Below are 20560 nucleotides of genomic sequence, written 5' to 3'. Positions count from 1 at the left end.
AAGTGCATAAAAAAGCCAGCTGCAAAATGCAGCTGGCTATAACCTAAAAAAACGTCAACGTATTTCAGGACGGGTCACAAAAAATACTAAATCAATCAAAATATAAAAAGGTCAGAGTTTTGCTGAAGTCTCTTTAAGCATCTTCCTTTATGAGTGTTACACAGATGTCCTTGCATTTGACGCACACTTAAAATTCGATCATTTCCTTGCTTTTGACCAACTTGTCTCAGACTGGATTGAGCATAAAGAAGTCCGATGCCTGGAAAAGATATCTAGATAACAGGTTCAATATTTACAGCCGATGTTTCGATTGCTTCCAGAAACGAACGAGCTGAAGAACGGGCAGATAACAGAAGAAAACTATCTTCTGCGTCATGTATGATTGTTGTGCCCAAATGCTCCATAACGGTTCTCGCAACAGAGCCTATCGGGAAAACGGATGGATGGATATCCAGAGGGCAAATACGCTCTAACAAACGCCGACTGTCGGTTCCTGATACCCGCACTATGACATAACTATCCGACTGATCCGTCAAGTAAGCAGCTTCATTCAAATGACTGTATACGACTGAAGTTGCAGTATTTCCTGCATAATAAAATACAAGGAAATATTGATCCTGTGCCATGCTGAAGAGGACGGCATGATCCCGAGATGAAACAGATAACATCCCTGTTTTTGGCAACTCAATTTGATAAGAGCTTGCCAGTGCTTTGGTCAGTTCCTTTCCTCCATCTTTGGGAACAGCAAGTGACACTATAGCGCGATCATTGACTTCGTTAATAGAAACGCCCACGAAATCTCGGCTAAATCCATCCAAAGGCGAATTGGCAGTAAGTGTGTAATCAGGCACGGAGACGCTCCCCCTCTGGATCAATAAAGTGTGCGGAAACAATTTCGACTTCGATCTCACCCCCACGAAGAGGATCTGTTGCACGTACGATTTCTCCCATACGTTCACTTCCCTGTTTTATAAAGCCAAGGCCAATGGAATGTCCCAGGTTCGGAGAATAGGCAACCGAGGACATCCACCCCTCATCATTTGCCATATTGGCTGTTTTACCTTTTGCAATGAAATGTGCACCGGCTTTGAGTTCATCACTTCGGTTAACAGGGCGGAACCCAACAAGGCTTAAGCCATCTTCTTTATTAAGGCTTTCACGTTCAGAAAGCGTATTACCAATACAATCTTTTTTCTTGGAAACCATACGCCCCATACCCAGATCTTGCGCTGTTGTCTGACCATTAAGTTCATTCCCCGCTGCATGGCCTTTTTCAATACGCATGACACCAAGAGCCTCGGTACCATAGGGCGTTACATCAAACTCTTCGCCCGCCGCCATTAAGATACGCACCAAAGAATCTCCATATCGGGTCGGCACAGCTATTTCATAGGCCAACTCACCTGAGAACGATATTCTGAACAAGCGTGCTGGAATGCCGCCGCAAACCCTAATTTCACCACAAGCCATAAAGGGAAAAGCCTCGTTGGAAATATCGTGATCGCTATCGACAACTTTCTGTAACAGCTTACGGGCATTTGGTCCTGCCACAGCAAACTGTGCATACTGTTCCGTGCTTGAAATCAGATGTACATCCATTTCCGGCCATAAGCACTGGCGACAAAATTCCATATGCCTGAACACGCCAACAGCATTGGCTGTTGTCGTTGTCATAACAAAGTGATTGTCTGCAAAACGCGCCGATGTTCCATCATCCATCATGATGCCGTCTTCGCGTAACATGATGCCATAACGGACCTTGCCAACAGGTAATTTGGCAAACGCATTCGCATAAACCTTGTTCAGAAACTCAGCAGCGTCTTTGCCCTGGATATCAATCTTTCCAAGCGTCGTAACATCGCAAATACCAACAGAGGCTCTGGTTTGAGTGACTTCACGATCAACCGATTGCCGCCAATGGGATTCACCTGATTTCGGGAACCACTGTGCGCGATACCACATTCCAGCTTCAACAAAAACAGCCCCCTGCTCTTCAGCCCAAGCATGACTAGGTGTTAATCTTGAAGGACGAAAGTCTTTTCCTCTGGCACGTCCTGCCAAGGCGCCAATTGCCACTGGCGTATAGGGAGGACGGAAAATTGTTGTGCCTGTTTCAGGGATCGACTTACCTGTACATTCAGCCATAACCGCCAAAGCTGGAATATTGGCGGTTTTCCCCTGATCAGTTGCCATGCCAAGTGTCGTGTAGCGCTTAAGATGCTCTACGGAATGGAAGCCTTCCTGGTGCGATAGCTTGACGTCTTTTACCGTCACATCATTCTGTAAATCCAGCCAAGCCCGTGCCTTGCTCTCTTTCACATGCCAAAAAGCGGATATTCCAACAGTCTCTTCTTCTGATTTGGCAGCAATTTCTTTTGTCGGGTTAAAGCCAAGGTCTTTTACTGCCTTATTGCCCAGATAATGCCCATCCTGCAAAACAGATGACAGTGACAGGTTACCAGACGCAGCCCCCGCAACCATCATTCCCTGAGGCAATTCAACACCGGGTACAAAAGCAGCAATATCTTCCCGCCACGTCGGACGACCACGCTGATGACAGGTCAGCTGTACATTCGGACTCCATCCTCCAGAAACAGCAAGGCAATCTGCCGAAATTTTCTGGCCATTTGATAGCGTAATTGAACGGATACAATGTCTTCCCTGAGTATCGACGATACGACCGCCCATAACCACAGCAGCACCCTTTGGTACATCAACAGGTGGTTGTCCATCACGACTATCAATGACGGCTGTAATTTCAACACCTTTGGCAGCCAAGTCTGTTGCGGTCCGCCAACCATCGTCATTGTTGGTGAAGACAGCTACTTTTTTGCCCGGAAGCGCGCCCCAACGATTAACATAAGCCCGAACAGCCCCAGCAAGCATAATGCCTGGCCGATCATTGTTACCAAAGGCAATTGGACGCTCTGTAGATCCAGCACACAAGATAGTGCGTTTCGTATAAATTCGCCACAGGATTTGACGCGGTTTATTATGAGAAGATATCAAGTGATCCGTGACACGTTCCAAGGCACCGATCACACCATGATCATAAGCGCCATAGGCTGTTGTACGCGTCATAAAGCGAACGTTATCCATCGCCGACAACTCGGCAATTGCCTGTGTTGCCCATTCATGACCGCTCTGATCATTTACCGACAAGGTTTCCGCATTAAGACGTCCGCCCATACGGAAATCTTCATCCATCAGGATAACACGCGCCCCTGCCCGGCCAGCAGAGAGTGCTGCAGACAAACCAGAAGGCCCAGCACCAACAACAAGGACATCGCAATGTAAAAAGCCTTTGTCATAAATATCCGGGTCATCTTCACCGGATAAACGACCTAGCCCCGCCGCAGCCCGGATAACAGGCTCATAAAACTTTTCCCAGAAAGCTTTCGGCCACATGAAGGTTTTATAATAAAATCCGGCAGACAAGAATGATGAAAAGAGATCATTCACAGCCATAAAGTCATACTTCAACGATCCACGATGGTTCTGACTTGTAGCCTCTAACCCTTGGAATAGCTCGGTAACTGTCGCACGGGTATTCGGTTCCTGATAAGCCCCGGCACGGAGCTGTACCAATGCATTTGGTTCTTCAGATCCTGCGGAGAAAATGCCACGGGGCCTATGATACTTAAACGACCGGCCAACCATTTTATGACCATTCGCCAAAAGAGCGGAAGCCAATGTATCCCCGGCAAAGCCTTCAAGTGCCTGACCATTGAAGGTAAAATTGAGCTTTTGTGCGCGGTCTATTAACCCACTATCAATTCTGTTTATCTGGCTCATTTTTCACCTCGGCCTGATTTTTTTGCCTGTTTGGCAAGCGCGACATCGCGGGCCAGCTCTACATTGGTAATATCATGGGTCAGGGTATTTCGGGTTACAACCAACCAAGAACGATCCCCCTGTTCATGATACCAAAGCTCGCAGTGTTCCCCTGCGGGATTATCGCGCAGATAGAGATAATCGTGAAACAGGTCAGCCGCATTATCGGCTTTCCAGTCAGGTCGGTCGATAAGGGATGCATCACCTTTGTAAACAAATTCTGAAGCATCACGAGGCCCCAGAAGAGGATGATGAATGATCATTTTCTGTGCTCCTAATGCAAGTTCGGTTGGGCACCCATGCCCTTTTCATCAATCATCGCTCCGCGTTTGAAACGATCCAGTCGATATTCCGTCGCCACAGGATGTGGCTCATCTTTTGCCAAGAGGTGGGCATAGCACCAACCACTTGCTGGCGTTGCCTTGAAACCACCGTAACACCAGCCACCATTAAAATAGAGGCCATCAATATGTGTTTTATCGATAAAGGGTGATCCATCCATGGACATATCCATCACACCACCCCACATGCGCAGCAAGCGGGCGCGACCAATCATTGGCATCAAGGCCATACCCCCTTCACAGACGTCTTCAACAACCGGTAAATTCCCGCGTTGGGCATAGCTGTTGTAGCCATCAATATCACCACCAAAAACCAAACCGCCTTTGTCTGATTGTGAAACATAAAAATGCCCGGCACCAAAAGTCACGACCCCGGGCAATATCGGTTTTAAACCCTCTGAGACAAAAGCCTGCAAAACGTGACTTTCAATTGGAAGCCGCATTCCGGCCATGGACATTACGCGACTGGATGATCCGGCAACACAAACCGCAATTTTCTTGGCTTTAATTATTCCCTGACTGGTTTCAACACCGCGACAAATACCGTTTTCAATCACCATGCCTGTTACTTCACAGTTCTGGATGATATCAACACCCCGGTTATCCGCACCACGCGCATAGCCCCAGGCAACAGCATCATGTCGAACGGTGCCACCACGAGGTTGCAATAGACCACCTTTGATCGGGAAGCGCGCATTTTCAAAGTCAAGACAAGGATACATTTCCCGAACACCGTCCTGATCCAACAATACAGCATCAGCTCCGGCAAGGATCATCGCATTCCCGCGACGTGCATAGGCATCCCGACCAGCATCGTTATGGAAAAGATTTAAAATTCCACGTTGAGACACCATGGCATTGTAATTGAAATCCTGTTCAAGGTTTTCCCATAGCTTCATGGAAAACTCGTAAAAAGGCTCATTCCCCGGCAAAAGATAATTGGACCGCACAATCGTTGTATTACGCCCAACATTTCCCGAACCTATCCAACCTTTCTCAAGAACAGCAACGTTTGTGATGCCAAATTCTTTGGCTAGGTAATAGGCTGTTGCCAAGCCGTGACCACCGCCACCGACAATGATCACATCATACTCGCTTTTTGGTCTTGGAGTACGCCAGACAGGTTTCCAGCCTTTATGTCCGGTCAACGCTTCTTTTATAACTTTAAAGCCAGAGTATTTTGTGCCTCGGTGTTTCATCACATATTCTCAATTATGTTGCCTTTTTCTACTAGAACAGTGATATAAAGATTCAGATTTCACAAAAAAGACGTTTACTTATAAAATATGGACAACCATCTTTTACCTGAAAAAACATATAAAATTGGCATCTTGCTAATCGATGGTTTTGCCTTGATGTCCTACTCATCAGTCATAGAACCCTTACGTGCTGCCAACCTTCTTGGTAAAAAACACCTCTATAAGGTTGATCACATTGCCATAGAAAACAGACAAGAAGTCATAAGTTCAAGTGGTGCTGTGATCCATGCAACGGGGGCTATATCAGACAATCGTGATTATGATCTTATCCTCGTTGTTGCTGGTGGAGATCCATCCAGCTTTGACGATGAACAAATATTCCAATGGTTACGTAACAAAGCACGGCATGGGGTACGGTTGGGCGGGGTTTCCGGTGGCCCTGTTATCCTCGCCAATGCAGGTGTAATGAAGGGATACAGGATGACCGTGCATTGGGAACATGCCGCAGCGCTCTCGGAAAACACCCCTACACTATTACTTGAACGAAGCCTTTACATCATGGACCGAGATCGTCTCACTTGCGCAGGTGGCGTTGCCCCACTGGATATGATGCATGCGTTACAATGTGAAATTCACGGACCGGAATTTGCCAGAAAAGTCAGTGACTGGTTCATTCATACCGATGTCAGACCGTCAGGCGATCCTCAGCGATCTGGAATGATAGAACGCTTTGGCACACATCACCCCGCTATCATTCAAACGCTCGAAATTATGGAAAACCATATTGCAGATCCTTTGAGCTTAAAACAACTCGCCTTATTATCATCAATAAGTTCCCGTCAATTAAACAGGGTTTTCATCGATAAAATCGGACAGAGCACGATGTCTGTTTATCGAAACTTACGATTGGAAAAGGCTTATAATCTTATTGAACAAACAGTACTCTCATTGACAGAAATTGCACTTGCAACAGGCTTTTCCAGCTCTGCACATTTTTCTAAAGCCTTTCAAGAAAAATACGGTTCGCCTCCCTCCTCGCACAGGCAGGATACACGACCAAAGATATGATAATTTCATACTGAACAGAACTTGGCTTTAACATTAAAGGGAATGATCTCATAACTGAAAACATTCCCTTTAATCACACGTATTCAATACACTACAAAAGATAATGCATTTAAAACTTTAACTTTAACGATCAGCCCATTCCTTAACCTTTTCAACAATTGCAGCATTTACGGCAACACCATTTTTATCTGCACCGACTCTCGCTTCAAAACGTTCAGCGCCGTGCAATCGTGCCCCATCCTGACCAACAATTGCTTCGATCAAATGATCTACGCGTTGTGAGAATGCACCACCTGAAGAAAGTTCTGGATCAATAGCAATAAAGAACTGTCCCGTTTTTGGTGGTCCTCCGACAGGGCCGGAAAATGGGCTCGCATCAATACCAAGGGTCGCCCCTGTCATAGCAGCAGCCATTAATTCTACCATCAAGGCTGTACCAAAACCTTTATAGCTACCACTCGGGATCATGGTCCCCTTTAGGGCAACATCTGGATCTGTCGTTGGTTCACCATCTGGTCCCAGTGCCCATCCTTCAGGAATAGCTTTGCCTTCACGGGCATGTTTCATCACTTCACTTTTAGCGATCACAGAAGCACTCTGATCAATCAGGATACGTGTTTCGCCCGCGGCACCTGGTACGGCAATAGAGAAAGGGTTGGTACCAACAACAGCTTTTTTTCCACCAACAGGTGCGACAGAAGCAGGTGCATTGGTAAACCCTATGCCCAGAAGGCCGTATGATGCCAGACGATCTGTGTGATACCCAAGAATACCGCAGTTATAGGAGTTACGTAATCCTAGCGCAGCAATCCCCTGCTCACGCGCAGCTTTGAGCAGCCAATCAAATCCGAGATCAATTGCTGGATGAGCAAAACCTGTTTTTGCATCAGCAATCGCCAAACCTGGGCGAACAACATCCAATTCAGGAACAGCAGCACCATCTACCTTGCCACACTCAACGTGCAAGCAATAGGTTGGAACATAGGCCAAACCATGAGAAGCAATGCCATCTTGTTCCGTGGCCGCAACTGAACGCGCCAAAGAAGCTGCATTGGCTTCTGTTGTTCCTGCAGCAATCAAAGCCTTAAGTGCAAAAGCTTCAATCTCGGATACACTCATCGTTACAGTTTCAACCATGTGTTTTACCTTTATTTTTATTGTTTAATATTTGTCGTTTTAAAACTTAATCGTTGTCGCTAAGGCCCGCGCCCGCCCCTTTAAGACGAGACTCTTCTGTAGCCGGGACATAGGTTCTTGCAGCAAAGAACTGCAAATCAGTCCAATTTTCTGAACTCAGGGGGACACCCTGAACAACACGTTCGATGATTGTCCCAGTCCCCGATTTCTCTGCTCTCAGATTTGATAGGTCGGAAAGTATACCCGTGACAGTAACTCGCTCAGCCTGCTCAATTCCGAGGTCTTCAACTCTGCCTTGTTCCAAGTAAAGAACATCAGGGGCAATAATAATTTTTACTGCTTCCCCAGAACCTGAAAACCAGGACACAGAGAACCCTTTACCAATAGCTTTTGCTGCACGCCCCAATATGGGAAGTATCAATGTCGGTGATGTAACTGATTCCAGAACGATCTCATGACCATCCAATAGACGATCAGCGAAATCATTCAACGCGCTGCCACTGATCACAGGGCACAGGGGCCCGTTTGGCGTGTTCCAGATATCTAGGTCCAAGGATTGAGGTCTCAACTCACTATAAACTTTGCCATCGTTGATCTTTAGCAAAGAAAGTAGCAAGCAAACGTTTGGCAAACCACGTGCTGCCAACCAACGTGTCGCTTTCCCCGCTTCTTCGGCCAAGCCCCAGGACATACCAGCTCCACGCGCGGCCTTGCGTGCAGAAGCTTCGATTTCATTCAAGGAATAGCGTTCCATCACAAACTCCCCTCTTCACGAATATCCATAGGATAGGCCCAGTTATCTTCATCCATAGTTGCTAACTCGTGCGGATAGGGAGCATTTTGGAACATAGTAATACGTACCCAACGATCAGAACGTGGATCAAAGCGTGTCGCACCAAAGAAAGACAATTTGCAGCGCAAGAGATCAACAGGTAGCAAATCTTCCCCGATCAGGTTGTCCTGAATTTCAGCATAAGGATAGCGTTGGGTTAACTGTACTCTTCGTGCAATCAGACGGTGTTCCGGATAATCAATCAGGAAAGTACCAATCTTCTGATCTGTTTGTGCATTCAGTAAATCTTTGTATAGGCGAGCAGCATCCCGCCCAATCGATAGCGGTTGTTCCAGATTATCCCCAGGTTCTTCGCCTCTGGACCCCAACCTTGGTTCCAGCTTTTCTTCCGATACATACCAGAAGAAAACAGAATTTGGGTGCTTGTCATAGTCCACGGACAAAGCCCAGCTATAGTGTTCTTCCAGTGCGACCAGAAGATCAGCAACACTTTGAGAGCCATTAATTCGGAAGTTATCGTTTTCTTCTGCATACATCACAGATGCATAGGCATCGACAATCTCGGCATGTGGTTCAAGTAGTAAACTAACAAGTAGTTCTTGCCCTTCCAAAGATAGTTTTGTTTCACCCCAACGATAAAGCTTATCCCATGGCAGATCATCATCAACAAATGTATCCAGCGATAGAGCGTTCAGCTTTTCCAGGTCACGCCGAAGAACGGCTACGCGTTCGGCTTGCCGTTCATCGACTGTAAACCAACGGTCGAGGGATAAATGAGCACTTTCAAGATACACTTCATAGTGGTTTCTTGCCGCAGCTGTCATGGAGGGTAAGGCACGGATACGAGCCAGCGCACTTTCACGTGCATGTATCCAGCTGTGTAATAGTATCGGGTGATTGACCAAAAATGGCGCCATCCCCAGGCCTGTTGAATTACCAACCCCCAGGCTACGTCGAATTTCTGGTTCCAACTTTACAGCGGTTTCTGGTGACCGATAGGCGGCCATTTGTTCAACATAATCAGATACAAAATTCCTAATGAGCCAAACCGCCAGCATTTCAGCACGGAACGGACCCAACATTTCTGAACGGTTAGCAATTCGGTCTCGATCCGCCATACCAAGCTTGCCGTTCCCATAAACGGCGGTTGTACGCATCAGATAACCAACTTTATTCAATTCGGCTTGATCTGGCTGTCTGCCCGCAGCAAGTTCGCTGACGACATATTCAAACAAACGAACGCTTTTATTTGCCCGAGAGAGAACAAGCTCGCTCTCCAAACACCGTCCGGCTTCCTGTTTGGGGACATTCCGTGACAGACGCTCGATATCGTTTTCACCAATGACACCGTCATAAAGAGCAAAGGTCGTATCCCACGCTTCGGCAATGACACGATCAGACCGTTTTGCAGGATCAAGATCATGGGCAAAACAAACCATGCTATAGCTGCGTTCAGGCCCCTTTGCCACATAGACGACAACACCTTCACCCTGCTCATTTATGCGCCAGACAGGACATTCGAAGGTCCAGTTATCACGCTTTAAACGACGCATTACTGCGCGCATAAAGCTCAATCTCGTTTGATGGAAAGAGCCCAAACGATCCAGTTTCATGACCTGTTGAGGCGGTCGGAGTGAAATTGAATTTGTGCTATGTAGTTGCGTAGTCACACAAACCTCCAATGAACTCGAGTTATTCAGGGAAGAAAATTTTCTCCCCTGAATTCATGACAAAAACAGCTTAGGCCTCTGCAGCAATCGGCGTTGTACTTTCCCGATCACGCTTTTCCAACATACCCGCTATTTGCGGTGCAGCCCATAAGGATGGCAATAGCACCAATGAAACAGGGACTGCAGTCACAACAATAAAGGATTGCAGCGCACTAACGCCCCCTGACCCCAGCGAGATCAAAATGATCGCCATAACGCCCATTGCAATACCCCAGAACACACGAACGGGTGTACTTGGTGTATCGCTATCTGACATAGCAACCGAGATACAATAGGTCATGGAATCACCTGTCGTGGCGACAAAAACAGTTGTCAGAATAAGGAACAGAACAGAGATCAAGAACCCGGCTGGAAGCTGTTTGGTAATTGCCAACAATGCAGCCGGCAGATTAAAGCCTTCGAACGCTGAAGAGACAGAACCTGGATTAGCTAGCTCGAACGCAATGCCTGAACCACCCACGATGGTAAACCAGAAACAGGTCACGATTGGTGCAATGATTGACAGCATGATTACGATCTGACGAATTGACCGCCCACGGGACACACGGGCAATAAACATCGCCATCAACGGACCATACCCCAGGAACCAGCCCCAGAAGAAAACAGTCCACCAACCAAGCCATCCACTTTCAGCACGGAACATTGCCATCGGGATAAACTTGTCAACATAAACGCCGAAGCTGTGTACAAAACTATCAACTATAAAGGCTGTCGGGCCAAACAAAAACATGAAGATCAACAATCCACATGCCAAGACAACATTAAATCGGCTGAGAATTTGAATACCCTTGTTTACACCTGTAACTGCAGAAGCCGTGTAAATACCAACCAACACCGCAATAACAACAGCTTGAGAGGCAAAGCCATCTGAAAGGCCAAAGAGATCCTGGAGACCATAACTAACCTGCAAACCAAGGAAACCAATTGGACCAACAGTTCCAGCAACAACGGCGATGATACATGATGCATCAGCAATAAGGCCTATTGGACCTTTTAGAGCACGTTCTTTAAAAACCGGATAAAGCAAGGTACGCGGGGCAAGTGGCAAACCCTTTTCGTAATGATAGTACATTAAGACGACAGTGGTCAGCGCACCAAGAATTGCCCATGCCAAGAAGCCCCAGTGCATAAAGGCCTGTGCCAGTGCAGGGTATGCTGCTTCAGGAGTTTTCGCCTCAACGCCGAAAAGAGGTGGTGGGGAAAGAAAGTGTGCCATTGGCTCGCCCGCGGCCCAGAAAACACCGCCACCAGCTAGCAAGGTGCACATAATCATGGCACCCCATTGGAAAACGGTAAACTCTGGCTTATCCAGTTTCCCAAGAACAACAGAACCACGCCCACTAAAGGCCATAAAAAGACCAATAACAAACGTTAGCAAAAGCAATACTTGCCAATAGGCACCAAAAATCTGAACAGACCAGCCAAAACCCGCGTTGACCAATTCTTTCAGTAAATCAATATCAATCAGTGCCAAGCCGCAAAACGCCGCAATAAAGCCGCCGGTAACAGCAAAAAGGGGAACATTCACCCCTTTGAGAATACTGTCTCCAGTTGTTGACGTATACGCCATCTAAGTTACTCCCTAAGTATCATAATCAAGCAGCACGAAGAGTTCCAATGTTGTTCCCATTGGTGATCCCCTCCCCACTGTATTAATGGTCAAATATTAGACCTGTTGCCTCTTAAGGCTTTTGTGGGCCAAAAGAGTTTTCGTAGAATGAAAACCAGTTCATACCCATAATTTGTGCTGTTTCTTCTTGTGAAAATCCAACATCCCGCAATCCTGCCGCAAGGTTTGGAAAATCTCTGTTATCTCTGAACCAGTCTGGCATTTCAGGAAAACCGGGGTTGGACGCTGAGCCCTCTCCATAATCGATTGTCTTGGTCCATCGGCCAACACGCATCCATTCGACAATAGAGTCCGGCTGATCCTGACAAAGATCACTCCCGATACCGATACTTTCAACGCCGATCATTTCGGCGGTTTTTGCAATCATCTTACAGAAATCTTCAAGTGTGCAGTCACTTTTCCCTTTAAGGTGATGAGGATAGAGTGAAAACCCGACCATACCGCCAGATTGTGCCAATGCTTTCAAAACGGTATCAGATTTATTACGCAATGCTGGATGCCAAAAACTTGGATTGGCATGGGTAATTGCAATCGGACGTTCTGAAATCTCAATGGCCTCAAGCGTAGAACGTTCTGCAGAATGAGACATATCAACCACTAGGCCAACACGGTTCATTTCCTTGATCACTTGCTTGCCCATCCGGGTAATTCCAGGATCTTCGACTTCGTAACATCCTGTCGCCAACAAAGATTGATTGTTATAGGACAGTTGCATAAAGCGGGCGCCAAGTGTGTGGCAGATTTCGACAAGTCCAATATCATCTTCAATCGGGGAACAGTTTTGAAACCCAAAGAAAATCGCTGTGCGATCACTTTCACGGGCACGGCGAATATCATCCGCCGTGCGACCATGAATAATCAAACTATCATGTTGCTCGAAAAAACGGTTCCACTGTTCAACATTGGTTACAGTTTCCCGAAACATCTCGTGATAACAGATCGTGGCATGAACGGCATCAACACCACCTTCACGCATTTGGGCAAAAGTCTTTTCTGACCAATTACAGTATTGAAGACAGTCAATCACATATGATTTTTTGTCGCTCATGCCTATATCTCCTACTCAGTTCTATTATTCTGGCCCTATTATTCCGGGGCCGATTACTCTGGGGAACCAGAGCTGATGTAGGACGTTTTGACCTGAGTATAGAACTCAGCGGCGTAAGAACCTTGCTCTCGAGGACCATAACTTGAATCACCCCGACCACCGAAAGGTACGTGGTAGTCTGTGCCCGCAGTTGGCAGGTTGATCATGACACAGCCTGTACGGCTGTTGCGACGATAGTGATTTGCACGAGCGAGTGAGTTCGTAATAATACCTGACGTCAAACCAAAACCAGTATCATTAGAGACACTTAACGCCTCATCATAAGACCTAACCTTAATAACACAGGCAATCGGCGCAAACATTTCTTCACGGTTGATTTTCATGGAATTGTCACCGTTGATGAACAAAGCCGGAGACATGAAATAACCCTCGGTTGCCATCTCCAGACGATCACCACCACAGACCAACTCACACCCTTCTTCTTTTGCCAACTTCATGTAGGCAAGATTGGAATTAAGCTGTGTTTCGCTAACAACCGGGCCAAGCTGAACACCATCGGTCAAAGCATGTCCGACTTTCATAGCTTTTGTCGCCGCGCTTGCTTTTTCTACAAATGCATCGTGGATTTTTTCATGAACAATCAAACGAGACGAAGCTGTACACTTCTGACCTGTACCGCCAAAGGCACCGCCAACAGCACAAGAAACTGCCAGATCAAGATCAGCATCATCCATAACCACCAATGGGTTCTTGGACCCCATCTCCATCTGAACTTTCGTCATGTTTGCCATCGCAGAGGCCGCAATACCGCGACCAACATCAACAGAACCTGTGAATGAAATAGCATCTACACCAGCACTTTCCACAAGGCGCTGACCAATGGAAGAACCGCCCCCCATTACCAGGTTGAAAAGTCCTTTTGGCAGATCATGACGAGAAAAGATTTCTGCCAATGCCCAGGCGCTTGCCGGGGTCAGGTTCGCAGGCTTCCATACGACCGCGTTACCATATGCCAATGCCGGGGCAATTTTCCACGTCGCAGTCGCTGTTGGGAAGTTCCAAGGGGAAATGATAGCAACAACACCAATTGCTTCGCGGCGCACATCAATTTCAATACCGTCGCGTACAGAATCAGCCGTGTCACCCATTTGACGAAGCACTTCAGCCGCATAGTAGGTAAAGAACTGCCCGGCGCGGAAGATCTCTCCCTTACCCTCAGCAAGTGGCTTGCCTTCTTCACGAGAAAGCAGCTCCCCCAGTTCGGCAGCACGACTTTTCATTTCTTCGCCAATTGACATCAAAACGCTATAGCGTTTTTCCAGCCCAGTAGCGGCCCAAACTTTTTGTGCCTGCCTGGCAGCATCCAACGCAGTATCAAGTTGTGCACTGCTTGCTTGCGCATACTGACCAATAACGTCTGACAGATCGGATGGGTTTATGTTTTTGATGTAGTCATCAGCGGCAACCCATTCACCAGCGATATAATTGGAAAAATTGGACATGATTACCTTCTCATTTCAATCAACACAGCGGGCATTTCAAATCAATACAGTCGAAAGAGGCCTAGCTAAAAAATCTTGGATACATTTCCGCAAAATTTGCAACTTTCGTCAAATTCAAATAATTTAGGAAAACTTCAATTTTATTGAATAAAGGAAAATAACAATGGCGATCACCCTTGCCATGCTCAAAACCTTTGTTTCTGTTGCAGAAAACGGTTCCTTGATGGAAGCCGCAAAACAGTTGGGTAGAACACCATCAGCCGTTTCTATGGCCCTTAAGCAGCTTGAAATAGAGTTTGATGCCCAACTTTTTTCTGGTGAGCGTAAAGGTAACTTAACCCCAACCGGTATTTTTGCATTGGAACAGGCCCGTAATTTAACCGATCAATGTGACGAAGTTTTTTCCGCGATCAGAGCTTACGCGAAAAATGAAATCGGGTATATTTCTCTTGCCTGTGTTCCATCTGTTGCAGAGCATATTTTACCACAGGTGATCAAAGCGTTCCACGCCCAGTGGCCTAAAGTAGAAATTGAAATTCGAGATGCTGATTCACGCAGTGTTATCAACGCAGTTCATAGCGGGCGTGTTCAATTTGGCGTCGCAAGTTTGGCAAAAAACCTACCTGGTATTGAGTTCACTCCCCTATTCGAGGATAGCCTTGGCCTTGTGAGTAGTGCCGAGGATGCACCACCTCTTCCGAATAAAAACATCAACTCAAAAAAACTGGGATCATTTTTAAAAAACAAAAAGTTACTACTGAACAGTATAACGCAATCAATCACTCTTCCCGAGATATTGGAAAATCAGGAGAGTAGCCGTATTACAGTGCATAACGTGACATCTGTCTTAGCATTGGTAAAAGCTGGTGCAGGCGTCACGGTACTTCCCAGACTACTGGTTCCAGAAACAGACACTTCTCTAAACTTCATTCCGTTCACAGATGAAAAGTTACGGCGAACGGTCGGCCTCTTCCAACGTAATGGTACACTTCTATCTCCCGCCGCTCTTTCTCTGACCGAGAAAATACATACCCGCATCGCTGAGATCGAACACAACATGGGGGGAAACTTTACGAAACTGGACGTTCCATCTTGCGAATAATTTCATATCGTTCCACTAAATAACTTGGGTACAAAACCTATGTCTGAAAACATTCTATCAATCAATGTACTGGAAAAACTTGCGCAAGATGCCCTGATCAATTTTGGTGCAGGAAATGATGCTGCGTATTCAGTCGCAAAGGCTATTGTTCGGGCTGAGAGCGAAGGAAATTACATTTGTGGGTTACTTTATACCCCCCTTTTATGTGAACAACTAAAAGTTGGAAAAATTAAGGGGAAAGCAAAACCAAGTATAGATATTAAAGCCTCAGCAGCAATTACCGTTGATGCATCGGATGGACTAGCTCACCCAGCAATCGAACTTGGATTACCACATTTACAAGAAGCGGCCCTTAGCTCTGGGATTGCTGCAATGACTGTAAAAAATTCAACTAACTGCTTGGCTCTGTCCCATTTTCTTTTACCGTTAGCCCAAAATGGTTTGATTGGATTAGGTTTTGCTAACTGTCCAGCTGTTATGGCGCCACTCGGTGGTAAAACACCTATATTGGGTACAAATCCAATTGCGATGGCTGTTCCCGGAGTATCTACGCCCAAAATTGTTATCGATCAAAGCACCAGTGCTGTAGCTATGACAGAACTAATTCTTCGTAGAGATAGTGGCCATCAACTCGAAGAAGGCTGGGCCCTTGACTCTAATGGAAAACCAACAGTCAATCCTTCAGACGGACTTGCAGGATCTATGCTGCCTAGCGGGGGATATAAAGGATTTGGGATTGCATTAATGGTCGAAGTCCTTAGCGCAGCACTGAGTGGCGCTCAATTAAGCTCTCAGGCAAGCCCGTATTTTGGTGATAAAGGTGGCCCTTCTCAAACAGGTCAATGCGTTATAGCAATCAATCCAATGACATTTAATCCAAATTTTTTAACTGTTATTGATGATTTATGTTCGTCAATTGAAAGCCAGGAAGGTTCTCGTTTGCCAGGAAAAATCAAATCAAAAAATTACAATCACGCAAAAAAGCATGGCCTATCAATCGAAGTTTCACTTGTTGAGCAATTAAGAAGTTTATCAACGTAGTATAATTAATTGTATCCAGAACTACCTTATCCTGTTGAATAGTTGCTGTATTTCCACAGCAAAGAGGGTAAAAAATCGATAATTATCACCCTTGGCATCACATAATCATAATCCTGATTACATTGTATGATTGTTCTCAAAAACGGCCTACCGCATGATTTTTTATAAGGAATAATAATAAAAATTATGCGCGTACCGTAAAAAATCAGGGATGTATAATGGATATGAAGAACGTATCAGCGACGTCAGGACATCTATTTGGACGTCATCGTCGAAAGATTGCCCCTTATGAAATTCCAAAACACCCCGGTGAGAATGCCAATCCTCAAGAGTTGGAAGAATGGGCGCGTTCCAAAGCTTCCAACTTAAATCAACACGTCATTGGTTACGGTACCCTCGCCGAAAGCGAATGGCTTGCAGCTCAAATACCAGAACCTGACCTTGGCACTATGCGACGTTATCGCTTGAACCGTATTCGCGAGCAACTCCGTGCCAGGGACCTTGCTGGCATATATCTCTATGATCCCTTAAATGTTCGCTACGCAACCGATGCCAGTAATATGCAGCTCTGGACCCTGCACAATCCGGTTCGGGCCTGTTTTGTTGCTACAGATGGCCCCGTAATACTTTATGACTTCCACAACTGTGAGCACCTTTCTGACCATTCTGAAGTGGTTGATGAAGTACATCCCGGTATCGCATGGTTCTATTTTGAAGCAGGTAACCGTATTGAAGAACAGACCGCCAATTGGGCCAAACAAACGGCTGATCTCGTGCATCAATATGGTGGTGGCAACAAACGTCTGGCTTTTGACCAGATAGATCCACACGGCATTCCCCATCTCAATCGCGAAGGTATCGAGGTCATCTATGGCGAAGATGCGATGGAAGAAGCCCGCAAGATAAAATCGCCTGATGAGATACTCTGTATGCGCCGTGCCATTACAGCTTGCGAAGCCGCAATGCATCAAATGGAAACCGCCCTGCGTCCGGGAATGAGCGAGAACGATTTGTGGTCCATCCTGCATGCAGAGAATATTCGTCGCGGTGGGGAGTGGATTGAAACCCGTTTGCTTTCTTCCGGCCCGCGAACCAACCCCTGGTTTCAGGAATCGTCCTCACGGATCATCGAAGATGGTGATCTTGTTGCATTTGATACAGATCTAATCGGTCCCTATGGCTTCTGTTGTGATATTTCCAGAACATGGCTGGCTGGCGACGGAACGCCAAGTAACGAACAACGCACCTTATATCAAATGGCTCTGGAGCAAATAGACCATAACCGTGAAATGCTGGCACCTAGAGTTAACTTTAGAGAACTGTCCTTAAAAGCTAAAAGTTTACCCGATGAGTATCTAGCGAATAGATACTCCGTGCTGTTTCATGGCGTTGGTCTCTGTGATGAATATCCTGCTGTCCGGTACCCATCGGATTGGAAGGCTGTCGGATACGAAGGAGAGCTAGAACCCGGTATGGTCGTTTGTGTAGAAAGCTACGTAGGTCGCCATGGCGGGCACGAAGGCGTCAAAATTGAAGACCAAATTCTGATTACGGAAACAGGATATGAACAGCTTTCAACTTATCCCCTGGACGATCGTTTAACAGGGACGAAGGCTTAATGCGTAAGTTATAAGAATATAAATTCACTAAATACCACTGTGAACAAAGGGTGTCTCAATATATAGAAACACCCTTTACCTTATAGCGAGAATACTATCCCGTCACTCTTTCTGCTTTGGGATCAAAGAGTGTCTCTGTAAACATTCTGGCCTTGAGCATCACCCCGAGGACTTCGATTTCCACCTCAAGACCATCTTTGGTTATCTCGGTTGGTAAAAATCCGTAAGCTACTGATTTCTTGCTATAGTGGGCGTAACCACCCGATGTTACAAAGCCAACAACCGTGCCGTTATGCCAAATGGGTTCATCCCCCCACACATCAGCGTCAACGGCATCAACAATAAAGGTGCAAAGCTTTCGATTGGCACCCTCTTCTTTTTCCTTCAGTGCCGCAGCTTTCCCAATAAAGTCAGCCTTTTTATTGTACGAAGTAAAACGATCCATCCCTGTTTCCACAGGCATATAGTCAGGACGGAACTCTCTTCCCCAGGAACCAAAAGATTTTTCCAGCCGCAACGACATCATGGCACGCATACCAAAAGGCTTGAGACCTAAATCCTGCCCTGCCTCAGCGAGAATATTATAAAGAGTAACCTGTCGTTCGATCGGCACATAAATTTCGTACCCAAGATCACCCGTATAGGAAACCCTTTGGACCAGTGCACGACAGGAACCAATGTCTGTCTCTTTGACATCCAGAAATTTAAAGCTTTCTGCGGAAACATCTTCGAAAGCCACGCGACGTAACAATTCACGGGCATTTGGCCCGGCAATCTGAAAACCAATGCGTTTGGTCGAGATATTCTCAACGTTAACAGAACCATCCGATGGCAGGTTTTCTTCAAACCAACGCATATGTGCTGCCTGCATTCCAAAAGATGCCGTTACCATAAACTCATGATCATCTAAACAGGACACTGTGAAATCACCAATCAAATTGCCCTTGTGGCTCAACATAGGATTAAGCGCCAACCGTCCCTGTTTTGGAATTCGGCCAGCCATAATCACATCCAGCCAATCCCGTGCCCCCTTCCCCGTAACCCGATACTTTCCAAAATTATGAACTTCGTTAATGCCAACGGCTTCACGAACAGCACAGCATTCAGCGGCAACCGCATCAAACGCATTACTGCGTCGAAAACTAGGCGTTTCTTCTAGTGGCTCACCCTCTGGCGCAAAATAATTCACGGCTTCCATACCGTATGCAGCACCAAACACCGCTCGCTGCTCTTTCCATATATGATAAGCCGGGGTTGTTTGATGTGGACGCGCGACAGGCAATTCTTCATTTGGGTACGAAACAGAAAAGCGCCGTTGATAATTTTCTTTTACTTTGGCCCGTGTATATCCCGGTGTGATCCAATCCCCAAAACGGGCAACATCCATAGCAAAGACATCCCTTGATGGTTCGCCTTCGATCATCCATTCCGCCAGAGTTAAACCAACTCCACCACCCTGTGAGAACCCAGCCATAACGCCGCAAGCTGACCAGTAGTTCCGCAATCCGGGAACAGGTCCAACAAGTGGGTTTCCATCAGGTGCAAAAGTAAAAGGTCCATTGATAACCGTTTTAACCCCGACACGCTCCAGAACAGGGAAACGCTTAAAGGCAAACTCTAATGAATCACCAATACGATCCAGATTGTTATTTAAAAGTTCATGGCCAAAGTCCATTGGGGTACCACGCTCGGCCCATGCATCACAGGCTTGCTCGTAAAATCCAATGCAAAGACCTCTTCCCTCTTGCCGGAGATAGCTTTCCCCTTCGGGATCCATCACATGTGGCAACTCGCTGTCCAATTCATAGACTTCGGGCGCATCTTCAGTGACAAGATACTGATGTTCCATCGGATGGAGAGGCATATAAACCCCAGCCATTTCACCAACTTCACGCGCCCACAAACCGCCCGCATTCACGATGTGCTCGGCAATCACTGTACCTTCTTTTGTAACAACTTCCCAGGAACCGTCAGCCTGTGGATTGAGCTCTAGTACAGGATTACGCAAAACAATTTCTGCTCCGGCCATCTTTGCCGCTTTGGCGTAGGCATGTGTTGTACCTGAAGGATCAAGATGTCCGTCAAGCGGATCGTAAAGCGCCCCGATAACACCATCGATATTGGTAATCGGTGATAATTTTTTTATTTCTTCGGGGCTAACAATCTCAGTGTCCAACCCCATATAGCGGTGCTTTGCGCGCTCAGCCTTGAGGAAATCCATGCGTTCAGGTGTCGAGGCCAAAGTAACACCACCAACATGATGCAAACCGCAAGACATACCGGTGATTTCCTCAAGTTCTTTATAAAGCCGAATTGTATAGCCTTGCAGGGCAGCCATATTTGTATCTGCGTTCAAAGTATGAAAACCGCCAGCTGCATGCCATGTTGAACCAGATGTAAGCTCTGATCTTTCAATCAACATCACATCGCTCCACCCGAGCTTTGTCAGGTGGTAAAGAACAGAACAACCAACGACACCGCCACCGATAACGGCGACACGAGTATGTGATTTCATG

The 20560-nt window shown here is 46.5% G+C and carries 15 protein-coding genes; 4 read left to right on the top strand and 11 right to left on the bottom strand.

The window, feature by feature from the left end:
• Positions 1 to 272: 272 nt before the first annotated feature.
• From BKB51_RS20200 to BKB51_RS20185, 4 genes are read right to left on the bottom strand one after another with little or no spacing between them, the layout of a single operon-like run.
• Positions 273 to 851: a sarcosine oxidase subunit gamma gene (locus BKB51_RS20200; protein ID WP_158090296.1), complete on the bottom strand. Its 579-nt coding sequence runs from the start codon at positions 849 to 851 to the stop codon at positions 273 to 275.
• On the bottom strand, positions 844 to 3795 hold the full coding sequence (locus BKB51_RS20195; RefSeq protein ID WP_085902931.1) for a sarcosine oxidase subunit alpha family protein: 2952 nt from the start codon (positions 3793 to 3795) through the stop codon (positions 844 to 846). The genes BKB51_RS20200 and BKB51_RS20195 overlap by 8 nt, the downstream gene beginning before the upstream one ends.
• A complete protein-coding gene (locus BKB51_RS20190; RefSeq protein WP_085902930.1) occupies positions 3792 to 4097 on the bottom strand; it encodes a sarcosine oxidase subunit delta in 306 nt (101 codons plus the stop codon). The genes BKB51_RS20195 and BKB51_RS20190 overlap by 4 nt, the downstream gene beginning before the upstream one ends.
• Positions 4098 to 4108: 11 nt before the next feature.
• Positions 4109 to 5374: a sarcosine oxidase subunit beta family protein gene (locus BKB51_RS20185; protein WP_085902929.1), complete on the bottom strand. Its 1266-nt coding sequence runs from the start codon at positions 5372 to 5374 to the stop codon at positions 4109 to 4111.
• A gap of 87 nt (positions 5375 to 5461) precedes the next feature.
• Here BKB51_RS20185 and BKB51_RS20180 point away from each other — a divergent pair, with 87 nt between their 5' ends.
• Positions 5462 to 6442 (top strand): GlxA family transcriptional regulator, encoded by a 981-nt coding sequence (locus BKB51_RS20180; protein WP_085902928.1) that lies wholly within the window; start codon positions 5462 to 5464, stop codon positions 6440 to 6442.
• 123 nt (positions 6443 to 6565) lie between these two features.
• On the opposite strand, the gene BKB51_RS20175 is transcribed toward BKB51_RS20180, so the two are convergent.
• The 6 genes from BKB51_RS20175 to BKB51_RS20150 form a co-directional block, all read right to left on the bottom strand.
• Positions 6566 to 7579 carry an Ldh family oxidoreductase gene (locus BKB51_RS20175; RefSeq protein ID WP_085902927.1) on the bottom strand — a complete coding sequence of 338 codons (1014 nt, stop codon included), beginning with the start codon at positions 7577 to 7579 and terminating at the stop codon, positions 6566 to 6568.
• Between the two features lie 46 nt (positions 7580 to 7625).
• Positions 7626 to 8333, bottom strand: coding sequence for a DUF3726 domain-containing protein (locus tag BKB51_RS20170; protein ID WP_085902926.1), 708 nt, complete (start codon positions 8331 to 8333; stop codon positions 7626 to 7628).
• Positions 8333 to 10042 (bottom strand): hypothetical protein, encoded by a 1710-nt coding sequence (locus BKB51_RS20165; protein ID WP_198946824.1) that lies wholly within the window; start codon positions 10040 to 10042, stop codon positions 8333 to 8335. Before BKB51_RS20165 ends, BKB51_RS20170 begins: the two co-directional genes overlap by 1 nt.
• A 70-nt stretch (positions 10043 to 10112) precedes the next feature.
• Entirely contained in the window at positions 10113 to 11672 is a 1560-nt protein-coding gene (locus BKB51_RS20160; protein WP_085902925.1) for a BCCT family transporter, read from the bottom strand.
• Positions 11673 to 11784: 112 nt separating this feature from the next.
• The gene (locus tag BKB51_RS20155; protein WP_085902924.1) at positions 11785 to 12780 is read right to left on the bottom strand and encodes a membrane dipeptidase; all 996 of its coding nucleotides are present in this window, start codon (positions 12778 to 12780) and stop codon (positions 11785 to 11787) included.
• Between the two features lie 53 nt (positions 12781 to 12833).
• Complete coding sequence (locus tag BKB51_RS20150) at positions 12834 to 14282, bottom strand: aldehyde dehydrogenase family protein (protein ID WP_085902923.1); 1449 nt, start codon at positions 14280 to 14282, stop codon at positions 12834 to 12836.
• Between the two features lie 163 nt (positions 14283 to 14445).
• Between BKB51_RS20150 and BKB51_RS20145 the strand changes: the two genes are divergently transcribed.
• From BKB51_RS20145 to BKB51_RS20135, 3 genes are all read left to right on the top strand, one after another.
• Complete coding sequence (locus tag BKB51_RS20145; protein ID WP_085902922.1) at positions 14446 to 15384, top strand: LysR family transcriptional regulator; 939 nt, start codon at positions 14446 to 14448, stop codon at positions 15382 to 15384.
• Positions 15385 to 15423: 39 nt separating this feature from the next.
• The gene (locus BKB51_RS20140) at positions 15424 to 16425 is read left to right on the top strand and encodes an Ldh family oxidoreductase (protein WP_085902921.1); all 1002 of its coding nucleotides are present in this window, start codon (positions 15424 to 15426) and stop codon (positions 16423 to 16425) included.
• A 224-nt stretch (positions 16426 to 16649) separates the two neighbouring features.
• Positions 16650 to 18044, top strand: a complete 1395-nt coding sequence (locus BKB51_RS20135) for a M24 family metallopeptidase (RefSeq protein WP_198946823.1) — start codon at positions 16650 to 16652, stop codon at positions 18042 to 18044.
• A 94-nt stretch (positions 18045 to 18138) separates the two neighbouring features.
• On the opposite strand, the gene BKB51_RS20130 is transcribed toward BKB51_RS20135, so the two are convergent.
• On the bottom strand, positions 18139 to 20559 hold the full coding sequence (locus tag BKB51_RS20130) for a GcvT family protein (RefSeq protein WP_085902919.1): 2421 nt from the start codon (positions 20557 to 20559) through the stop codon (positions 18139 to 18141).
• Position 20560 lies beyond the last annotated feature (1 nt).

Origin of the sequence: Kiloniella majae (assembly GCF_002118315.1) — a bacterium.
GTDB classification, from domain to species: domain Bacteria; phylum Pseudomonadota; class Alphaproteobacteria; order Kiloniellales; family Kiloniellaceae; genus Kiloniella; species Kiloniella majae.
The sequence above is the reverse complement of the archived record's forward strand: the minus strand, read 5'-3'. Positions and strand labels throughout refer to the sequence as shown.

What these genes read in the sequence shown, in the direction of transcription:
- BKB51_RS20150 (WP_085902923.1), bottom strand. Translation starts at nt 14,282, where the DNA reads ATGTCCAATTTTTCCAATTATATCGCTGGTGAATGGGTTGCCGCTGAT.
- BKB51_RS20190 (WP_085902930.1), bottom strand. Translation starts at nt 4,097, where the DNA reads ATGATCATTCATCATCCTCTTCTGGGGCCTCGTGATGCTTCAGAATTT.
- BKB51_RS20155 (WP_085902924.1), bottom strand. Translation starts at nt 12,780, where the DNA reads ATGAGCGACAAAAAATCATATGTGATTGACTGTCTTCAATACTGTAAT.
- BKB51_RS20130 (WP_085902919.1), bottom strand. Translation starts at nt 20,559, where the DNA reads ATGAAATCACATACTCGTGTCGCCGTTATCGGTGGCGGTGTCGTTGGT.
- BKB51_RS20135 (WP_198946823.1), top strand. Translation starts at nt 16,650, where the DNA reads ATGAAGAACGTATCAGCGACGTCAGGACATCTATTTGGACGTCATCGT.
- BKB51_RS20185 (WP_085902929.1), bottom strand. Translation starts at nt 5,374, where the DNA reads ATGAAACACCGAGGCACAAAATACTCTGGCTTTAAAGTTATAAAAGAA.
- BKB51_RS20160 (WP_085902925.1), bottom strand. Translation starts at nt 11,672, where the DNA reads ATGGCGTATACGTCAACAACTGGAGACAGTATTCTCAAAGGGGTGAAT.
- BKB51_RS20175 (WP_085902927.1), bottom strand. Translation starts at nt 7,579, where the DNA reads ATGGTTGAAACTGTAACGATGAGTGTATCCGAGATTGAAGCTTTTGCA.
- BKB51_RS20195 (WP_085902931.1), bottom strand. Translation starts at nt 3,795, where the DNA reads ATGAGCCAGATAAACAGAATTGATAGTGGGTTAATAGACCGCGCACAA.
- BKB51_RS20170 (WP_085902926.1), bottom strand. Translation starts at nt 8,333, where the DNA reads ATGGAACGCTATTCCTTGAATGAAATCGAAGCTTCTGCACGCAAGGCC.
- BKB51_RS20180 (WP_085902928.1), top strand. Translation starts at nt 5,462, where the DNA reads ATGGACAACCATCTTTTACCTGAAAAAACATATAAAATTGGCATCTTG.
- BKB51_RS20140 (WP_085902921.1), top strand. Translation starts at nt 15,424, where the DNA reads ATGTCTGAAAACATTCTATCAATCAATGTACTGGAAAAACTTGCGCAA.
- BKB51_RS20145 (WP_085902922.1), top strand. Translation starts at nt 14,446, where the DNA reads ATGGCGATCACCCTTGCCATGCTCAAAACCTTTGTTTCTGTTGCAGAA.